The sequence below is a fragment of the Variovorax sp. 01T439_2 genome, assembly GCF_056398445.1.
Map to the genome: position 1 here is coordinate 1 of NZ_JBFTPJ010000486.1, position 8418 is coordinate 8418.

The window sequence follows — 8418 nt, forward strand, 5'->3', positions numbered from 1 at the left end:
GTCCTGCATCTCCGGCCGGTCCGTCGTGTAGAGCGCCAGCAGCCGGTGCGAAGGATCCTGCCCCGGCTGGAACGACGGGTTGGGCGGGTTGTCGCGGAACTGGTCGTCCTTGATGAGGTGGTAGAGCACGTCGATGCGGAAACCGTCCACGCCGCGCCGCAGCCAGAAGCGCAGCACCTCGTACATTGCCTCGCGCACCTCGCGGTTGCGCCAGTTGAGGTCGGGCTGCTCCTTCAGGAAGGAGTGGCAGTAGTACTGGCCGCTGGCTTCGTCGAAGGTCCACGCGGGACCGCCGAAATTGCTGAGCCAGTTGTTGGGCGGGCCGCCACCGGGCGCCGGGTCGCGCCACAGGTACCAGTCGCGCCTGGGGCTGGTGCGCGAAGCGCGGCTCTGCACGAACCACGGGTGCTGGTCGGAGGTGTGGTTGGGCACGAAGTCCAGCACCAGCTTCAGGCCGCGCGCCTTGCACTCCGCCGCGAGCGCGTCGAAGTCCTCGAGCGTGCCGAAGCGCGGATCGATGTTGCAGTAGTCGGATATGTCGTACCCGAAGTCGGCCATTGGTGAGGGGTAGATCGGCGATATCCAGACGGCATCCACGCCAAGCTCGACCAGATAATCGAGCCGCTTGCGGATGCCACGCAGGTCGCCGATGCCGTCTCCGTCGCTGTCCTGGAATGAACGCGGATAGATCTGATAGACGATTCCGTTCTTCCACCAAGCATCGGCCGACATCGGGTTTCCTTTCGTGTGTTCCGTGTTTGCGAGGCTCCGATCTTCAGGAGGTTCCCCGGCATGATCAACGACCTTTGGTACAAAAACGCCGTGGTGTATTGCCTCTCCGTGGGAACCTTCATGGACTCCAACGGCGACGGCTGCGGCGACTTCGAGGGGCTGACACGGCGGCTGGAGTACCTTCACGGCCTGGGTGTCACGACCCTGTGGCTGATGCCCTTCCATCCATCGCCGAGGCAGGACGACGGCTACGATGTTTCGGACTTTTACAACGTCGATCCCCGCTTCGGCACGCTCGGCGATTTCGTCGAATTCACGCACTCGGCTTCGCGCCTGGGCATGCGCGTGCTGATGGACCTGGTGGTGAACCACACCTCGGACCAGCACCCGTGGTTCCAGCAGGCACGCAGGGACCGCAAGTCAAAGTATCACAACTGGTATGTGTGGTCCGACAGGAAGCCGGCCCGCTACACCGATGGTGTGGTCTTCCCGGGCGTGCAGAAATCGACCTGGACCTTCGACAAGCTCGCAAGGCGCTGGTACTTCCACCGCTTCTACGAATTCCAGCCCGACCTGAACACCGCCAACCCCGACGTGCAGGCGGAGATCCTGAAGATCATGGGCTTCTGGACCCAGATGGGCGTCTCGGGTTTCCGCATGGACGCCGTGCCCTTCGTGATCGGCGCCAAGGGCCCGAGGGTCGTGCGCCCGACCGAGAAGTTCGACATGCTGCGCCAGTTCCGCGAACTGCTCCAGTGGCGCCGGGGCGACGCGATCATCCTCGCCGAGGCCAACGTGCTGCCCAGCACCAACATGGCCTACTTCGGCGACGAGGGCGAGCGGCTGCACATGATGTTCAACTTCCAGGTCAACCAGCACCTCTTCTATGCGATGGCCGTGGCCGACGCGCGGCCGCTGGCCAAGGCGCTGGAGGCGACCCGGGCGCGCCCCGCGACCTCGCAGTGGGGCATCTTCCTGCGCAACCACGACGAGCTCGACCTGGGCCGCCTGCGGCCCGCGCAGCGCCAGCGCGTGTTCGCCGCCTTCGGCCCCGAAAAGGACATGCAGCTGTACGACCGCGGCATACGCCGCAGGCTGGCACCGATGCTCGGCGGCAACCGGCGGCGCCTCGAGCTGGCCTACAGCCTGATGCTCACCCTGCCCGGCACGCCGGTGGTCCGCTACGGCGACGAGATCGGCATGGGCGACGACCTGAGCCTGCCGGAGCGCAACTGCGCGCGCACGCCGATGCAGTGGTCCACCGAGCGCCAGGGCGGATTCACCACCTCTTCCAAGCCGGTGCTGCCGGTGATCACGGGTGGTGCCTACGGCTTCGAGCATGTGAACGTGGCGGCGCAGCGGCGCGACCCCGAGTCGCTGCTCAACTGGATGGAACGCGTGTTCCGCATGCGAAAGGAAGTGCCGGAGATCGGCTGGGGCGACTTCGAGGTGGTTCCCAACGAGGAGCGCGCGGTGCTCGTGATGCGCTACGAATGGCGCGGCAACGCGGCGGTCTTCGTGCACAACCTGGGCGACAGCCCGCTGGAAATAAAGCTCGGCGCCAAGGCGCTCGGCAGGCACGGCGGGCAGCTGATCAACCTGCTCTCCAACGCGCACAGCCGCGCCAACTCGAAGGGAAAGCACTGCATGCTGCTGGAGCCCTACGGCTACCGGTGGTTCCGCGTCGGCCCGCTCGACTATCTTCTCAAGCGCGAGGAGATGTGAGGGTGCGCCATGGGCCGGCGGCGCATGCGGGATTGCGCGAAGCGGCCCGTTCCCCGCTTCTGACACACTACGTGACACACTACGTGCAGGCGCAGCGCGGATCTCGTCGCGGTGCACGTCCATGCCAATGAAATTGCCCGGTCTTCGGAACATCCGCATCAGCCTGAACACACGCCTCGGCCTGGGCATCGCCGCGGTCGTCCTGGCGGCCACCCTGGCCATTGCAACGGTCGCCCTGCAGCTGGTCAAGACCAGCATGAAGGCCTCCATCGGAAGCGAGGCCTTCGCCCGCCTGTCGGCCATTGCGAACACCATCGACCAGAAGTTCGTCAGCCGCCGCACGCTGCTGGAGACCTTCGCCGACAGCACAGCGCTCAACGAGTTTCCCGACACGCCGGCGCTGCAGGCCTTTCTCGAAAAGCACCCATCGCTGCGCAAGGCTTTCAGCAACGTCGCCTTCTTCACGGCCGAGGGCGACCTGGTCGCGAGCCTGAGCGGCGCGCAGCAGCCCGGCAAGGTCAACATCAAGGACCGTGCGTACTTCCAGCAAACACTCGCGGCCCGCGCCGGCGTGATCTCCGAGCCCTACCTCAACCGGCTCACCGGCCTGGCGCAGATCGCCATGACCGAGCCGGTGCTGGACGCCGCCGGCAACGTGCGGTACGTGATCTCGGGCGCCATCAACCTGAAGGACCGGAACATCCTGGGCGAGCTCGCCGACCTGAAATTCGGCGAGACGGGCTACCTGTTCATCACCAGCACGGAAGGCGTGGTGATCGACCATCCGCGCACCGAGCGCATCATCAACCAGACGGGCCTGAAGGGAGTCGGCAATCCCGAGATCGAACGCCCGATCGAAGGCTACGAAGGCGCGGCCGAAGGCTTCAACCATGCGGGCGTGCACGGCCTGTACGCCTTCAAGCGCATCCCGCAGACCAACTGGGTGCTGGGGTCCATGTACCCGAGCACGGAAGCCTTCGCCCGGGTCGACGCGATCGAGCGCTCGGCATGGATCGGCACGGTGGTGCTCGCCATGCTCGCGGGGGCCGCGGTGCTGGGCTTCGTGCGCCAGCAGCTCACGCCGCTTCGGCACCTGCACCGGCACATGCTGGACGTGGACAACCCGGCCCTGCAGACGGCCGTGCCGCGCACCTACCGGCACGACGAGATCGGCGATCTCGCGCGCACCTTCGACACGCTGATGCAGCAGCGCAAGTCGAGCGAGAAGTTCCTGCGCGACATCACCGACAACCTGCCCGCGCTGGTGTCGCACGTCGATGCGCAGGGCCGCTACACCTTCGTGAACGCCCCGCTGTGCAGGAAGCTCGACCGCGGCGCGGCCCAGCTGATCGGGCGCACGGCGCAGGACATCGGCGAGGACGAGACGGTGGACGCCGCCGTGCGGCGCGTGCTGGCCGGCGAGGCCGTGAGCTTCGAGAGCCGCGGCGAAGCCAGGCGCGGCGAGGAAGACCGCTACTTCCAGACCGAGCTCATCCCCGACCGCGACCAGGCCGGGCAGGTCCGCGGCTACTACGCCATGACCTCCGACGTGACCGAGCGCAAGCGCATCGAATTCAGCCTGGCCCACAGCGAAGCGCAGGTTCGCGTCATTGCAGACAACATCCCCGCGCTGGTCTCGCACGTCGATTCCTCGCTGAGATACACCTTCGTCAATGCCCAAGTGAAGGCACTGCACAAGGACCGGGCCATGGTGGGGCAATTGATGCCGGAGGTTCGCGGCCCGTCGGACTTTGCCATCGTGGCGCCGGCCTACGAGCGCGCGCTGGCGGGCGAGACGGTGGTGGTCGAGAAATCCGGCGATCCGGCGCTGGGCATCGGCGAGCGCACCTTCAAGGCCCACTACATTCCCGACCGCGACGCCAACGGCGTGGTGCAGGGCGTGTTCGCCATGACCTTCGACATCACCGACGAGGTGAACATACGCAAGGCCCTATTTCGACAGCAAAGAGAACTGCCTCTTCGCCAACAGCCGCGCGCGGCAGATGGCGGGGCTGGGCAGCGGCCCGCTCGAGAACGTCACGCTGCGCTCGGCGCTGGGCAAGGCGGTGCACCGTCAGATCCGGCCCTATCTTCCGCTGGTGCGCGAGGGCAAGTCGGTGCGCTTTCCGGTGCATGCGCCGCTGCATGGAAAGGATGGCTTCTTCCAGGTCAACCTGGTGGCCGACATGGACCCGCAGGGCGGGCTCGTGGGTTTCTATCTCATGACCTTCAACATCACCGCGCTCAAGCGCGCGGAGCTGCGGCAGGCCGAAAGCGAAAGGCGCCTGCGCACCATCACCGACAACCTGCCGGCACTCATCACCTACATCGACCGCGACGAGAACATCACCTTCGCCAATGCCACCTACCGCGAATGGCTCGGCGTGGAGCCGGCCGAGATCCTCGGGCGCCACGTCGGCGACGTCGCGGGCCCCGAGCTGTATCTCTCGCGCAAGGCCATGATCGCGCGCGCACTGGCCGGCGAGCGCGTGGAGTTCGAGGCGCAGACCAGGACCAAGGGCGCCGACCGCACCACCCGCGTGAGCTACGTGCCCGACATCGGCCCCGACGGCAGCACGCGCGGCATCTTCTCGCTGAGCCTGGACATCAGCGCCCTGAAGGCGGTGGAGCGCAAGCTGATCGACCTGGCGCGCATCGACACCCTCACCGGCCTTGCGAACCGGCTCGCCTTCAACGAGTTCCTGCCCGGCGCCATCGCCCGCGCGCAGCGTTCGGGCAATGCGCTGGCGGTGCTGTTCCTCGACATCGACTACTTCAAGACCATCAACGACACGCTCGGCCACGCCACAGGCGACGGCGTGCTGGTGGAATATGCGCAGCGCCTGCTGGCCAGCGTGCGAAGCACCGACACCGTGGCGCGGCTGGCGGGCGACGAGTTCGTGGTCGTGCTGGAGAACGTGCACACGCGGGAAGCCGCCGTGGCCGTCGCGCGGAAGATCGTGGAGCGGGTGGGCACCGTCCCCTTCGAGCTGGATGGCCGCAGCCTGAACGTGACGACCAGCATCGGCATTGCCTTCCACCAGGCCGCGGACGCCTCGGCCGGCGCCGCCGACCTGCTGGCACGCGCCGATGCCGCGCTCTATCGCGCCAAGGCCGCGGGGCGCAACACCTTCGGCTTCTCCGATTGAGAACTTTGGTAGTGGTTGCCCATCGCCAATGCAGGTGGCGAGGCACGCATTCCTGCTGACAAGCGCGCCCTGGCGGCCTCAGAATCCCCTTCACAGGAGAAACCATTTCATGTCCCCCACCGAAGTCGTCACGCCCGAGCAATTGCTGCACGCACTGGAAGTCCAGAGCCGCATGCCCATCCTGCGCATCGGCCAGGCCCTGATGGCGCTGGGCATGCTCACGGAAGAGCAGCTGCGCGCCGGCCTCGAGCAGCAGCAGCTGGACCGCAGCGTGCCGCTGGGCGAGACGCTGGTGCGCATGGGCGTGGTGACTCGGGCCCAGCTGCAGGCGGCACTGGTGCGCAAGATGGGCTACCCGCTCGTGAACCTGCACGAGTTCCCGGTGGCCGTGGACGCGCTGCGCACCATCAGCCATGCCGTGGCCCGCCGCCTGCAGGTGATGCCGCTCATGATCCACGACGGGCGCCTCATCCTTGCGCTCGACGATCCGGCCAGCCGCCACGCGGCCATCGACGAAGTGGAGTTCATCTCCCAGAGGAAGGTGGTGCCGGTGATCGGCGAATGCCTGGTGCTGGACACCGTGCTCTACAAGGCCTACGGCAAGATCGGCACCGAATCGGCCGACCCGACCGTCGTGCACGATCCCTCGCGGCCGCTGGACTTCGACTTGGGCGGCGCGGGCCTCGGCAGCAGCCCCGGCCCGGGCACCAGCCTGGGCACCAGCGACCTGCTGGTCACGCTCGAGAAAGAGCGCCCTGCACCGGCCATCGAGGAGACGGCCATCGAGCAGTCGGACAACTCGCTGGTGCGGATGATCAACAGCATGATCGTGGACGCGCACCGCGAAGGCGTGTCGGACATCCACATCGAGAGCTATCCGGGCAAGGAAAAGACCCGCATCCGGTTTCGCCGCGACGGGCGGCTGCACACCCACCTGGAGCTGCCGGCCAGCTACCGCAACGCGGTGGTCGCGCGCGTGAAGATCATGTGCGACCTGGACATCAGCGAAAAGCGCAAGCCCCAGGACGGCAAGATCAACTTCGCCAAGTACTCGCCGCAGCACCGCATCGAGCTGCGCGTGGCCACCATCCCCACGGCCAACGGGCTCGAAGACGTGGTGATGCGCATCCTGGCCTCGGCCAAGCCGATTGCGCTGGACAAGCTCGGGCTCTCGCCGCGCAATCTCTCGGAGCTCACCAAGGCGGTGGAGCGCCCCTACGGCATGGTGCTGTGCGTCGGGCCCACGGGCTCGGGCAAGACCACCACGCTGCATTCGGCCCTGATGCACATCAACACGCCGGAGCGGAAGATCTGGACGGCCGAAGACCCGATCGAGATCACCCAGCCCGGCCTGCGCCAGGTGCAGGTGAATCCGCGCATCGACTGGACCTTTGCCAAGGCGCTGCGGGCCTTCGTGCGCGCCGATCCCGACGTCATCATGGTCGGCGAGATCCGCGACGAGGAAACGGCCAAGACGGCGATCGAGGCCTCGCTCACGGGCCACCTGGTGCTTTCCACGCTGCACACCAACAGCGCGCCCGAAACCGTGACGCGGCTGCTGGACATGGGCATGGACCCCTTCAACTTCGCGGACTCGCTGCTCGCGGTGCTGGCGCAGCGCCTGGTGCGGCGCCTGTGCAGCCACTGCCTGCAGAGCCGCCCCATGCGCCCCGAGGAAGTCGAGGAGCTGCTGGCCGACTACATGCACGCGTTCGCGGGTCAGGAGACGCCGGCCGAACGCGAGGCCGTGCACAGCGGCTGGCTCGGCCAGCACGGCCGCGACGGCCGGCTGCAGGCCTTTTCGAGCCCCGGATGCACGCATTGCGACAACACCGGCTTCAGCGGCCGCGTCGGCATCCACGAGCTGATGGTGATCTCCAGGACGCTGCGGCGCCTGGTGCAAAGCGGCGCGCGCGCCGAGGAACTGCAGGAAGCCGCCCTGCGCGAGGGCATGCGCACGCTGCGCCAGGACGGCATCGGCAAGGTCCTGTCGGGGCAGACCACCATCGAGGAAGTCCGCGCAACCAGCAACGCCTGAGCTGCTGCAGTCTCAGGCGGCGTCCCACGCCACGGCCGGCAGCATGGCGATGCCGGGCCTGGCAAACAGGAAGCCCTGGAACAGGTCCACGCCCAGCGCGCGCAGCGCATGGACCTCTTCCGAGGCCTCGACGCCTTCGGCCACCACGCGGATGCCGAGTTCGCCGCAGGTGCCCACGAAGCCCTTCACGATGCTGAGCCGGACCGCGTCGTTGTGGATGTTGCGCACCAGGCCCATGTCGATCTTCACCACGTCGGGCTGAAAGCCGGCCAGCAGCTCGAAGCCCGCATAGGCGGCGCCGAAGTCGTCGATGGCGGAGGTGAAGCCGTAGTCCTTGTAGGTGCGGAACACCGACGCCAGCGCGGGCAGGTCCGCCACGCGTTCGCCCTCGGTGATCTCGAACATCAGGTGGTCCACCGGAAAGTTGCAGCGCTGCGCGGCCAGCATGGCGGTGTGGAAGCACTCGTCCTGATGCCCCGCCACGTCGTTGGGCAGGATGTTGAGGCTCAGCCGCGACTCCATGCCCAGCGCCGAAGCGGTTTCGATGGCCTTCACGCGGCAGGCCTCGTGGAAGGCGAAGCGCAGCCGCGGGTTCACGCGCGAGAGCACCTCGAAGGCGCCCTCTCCCGAGGTGCCGCGCACCAGGGCTTCGTGCGCGAACACTTCGCGCCGCTGGAAATCCACGATCGGCTGGAAAGCCATGACGAACCCGCTGTCGAAGCCGGGAAAGCAGGCATCCGCCGTTGTTCCGATGGTCACTGGAGTGGATCTCGC

At 67.1% G+C, this 8418-nt stretch carries 5 protein-coding genes and 1 pseudogene; 4 read left to right on the top strand and 2 right to left on the bottom strand.

All coding sequences use genetic code 11. The features are described 5' to 3' along the window. Positions 1–732, bottom strand: a 732-nt coding sequence (locus AC1DOC_RS21125) for an alpha-amylase family glycosyl hydrolase (protein WP_478130422.1), incomplete at its 3' end; no start/stop codon positions are given. 60 nt (positions 733–792) lie between these two features. Here AC1DOC_RS21125 and AC1DOC_RS21130 point away from each other — a divergent pair. The 4 genes and pseudogenes from AC1DOC_RS21130 to AC1DOC_RS21145 all read left to right on the top strand — a co-directional run bounded on the left by AC1DOC_RS21130 (position 793) and on the right by AC1DOC_RS21145 (position 7644). After that, positions 793–2457 carry an alpha-amylase family protein gene (locus AC1DOC_RS21130; protein WP_012747100.1) on the top strand — a complete coding sequence of 555 codons (1665 nt, stop codon included), beginning with the start codon at positions 793–795 and terminating at the stop codon, positions 2455–2457. Between the two features lie 256 nt (positions 2458–2713). After that, a pseudogene (locus tag AC1DOC_RS21135) lies at positions 2714–4333 on the top strand (PAS domain-containing protein); the annotation flags it as partial. Positions 4334–4460: 127 nt separating this feature from the next. Continuing rightward, positions 4461–5606: a diguanylate cyclase domain-containing protein gene (locus tag AC1DOC_RS21140; RefSeq protein WP_478130423.1), complete on the top strand. Its 1146-nt coding sequence runs from the start codon at positions 4461–4463 to the stop codon at positions 5604–5606. A 109-nt stretch (positions 5607–5715) separates the two neighbouring features. Beyond that, complete coding sequence (locus AC1DOC_RS21145) at positions 5716–7644, top strand: GspE/PulE family protein (protein ID WP_478081250.1); 1929 nt, start codon at positions 5716–5718, stop codon at positions 7642–7644. Between the two features lie 12 nt (positions 7645–7656). On the opposite strand, the gene AC1DOC_RS21150 is transcribed toward AC1DOC_RS21145, so the two are convergent. Next, on the bottom strand, positions 7657–8418 hold a 762-nt coding region (locus AC1DOC_RS21150; protein ID WP_478130424.1), incomplete at its 5' end, for an EAL domain-containing protein.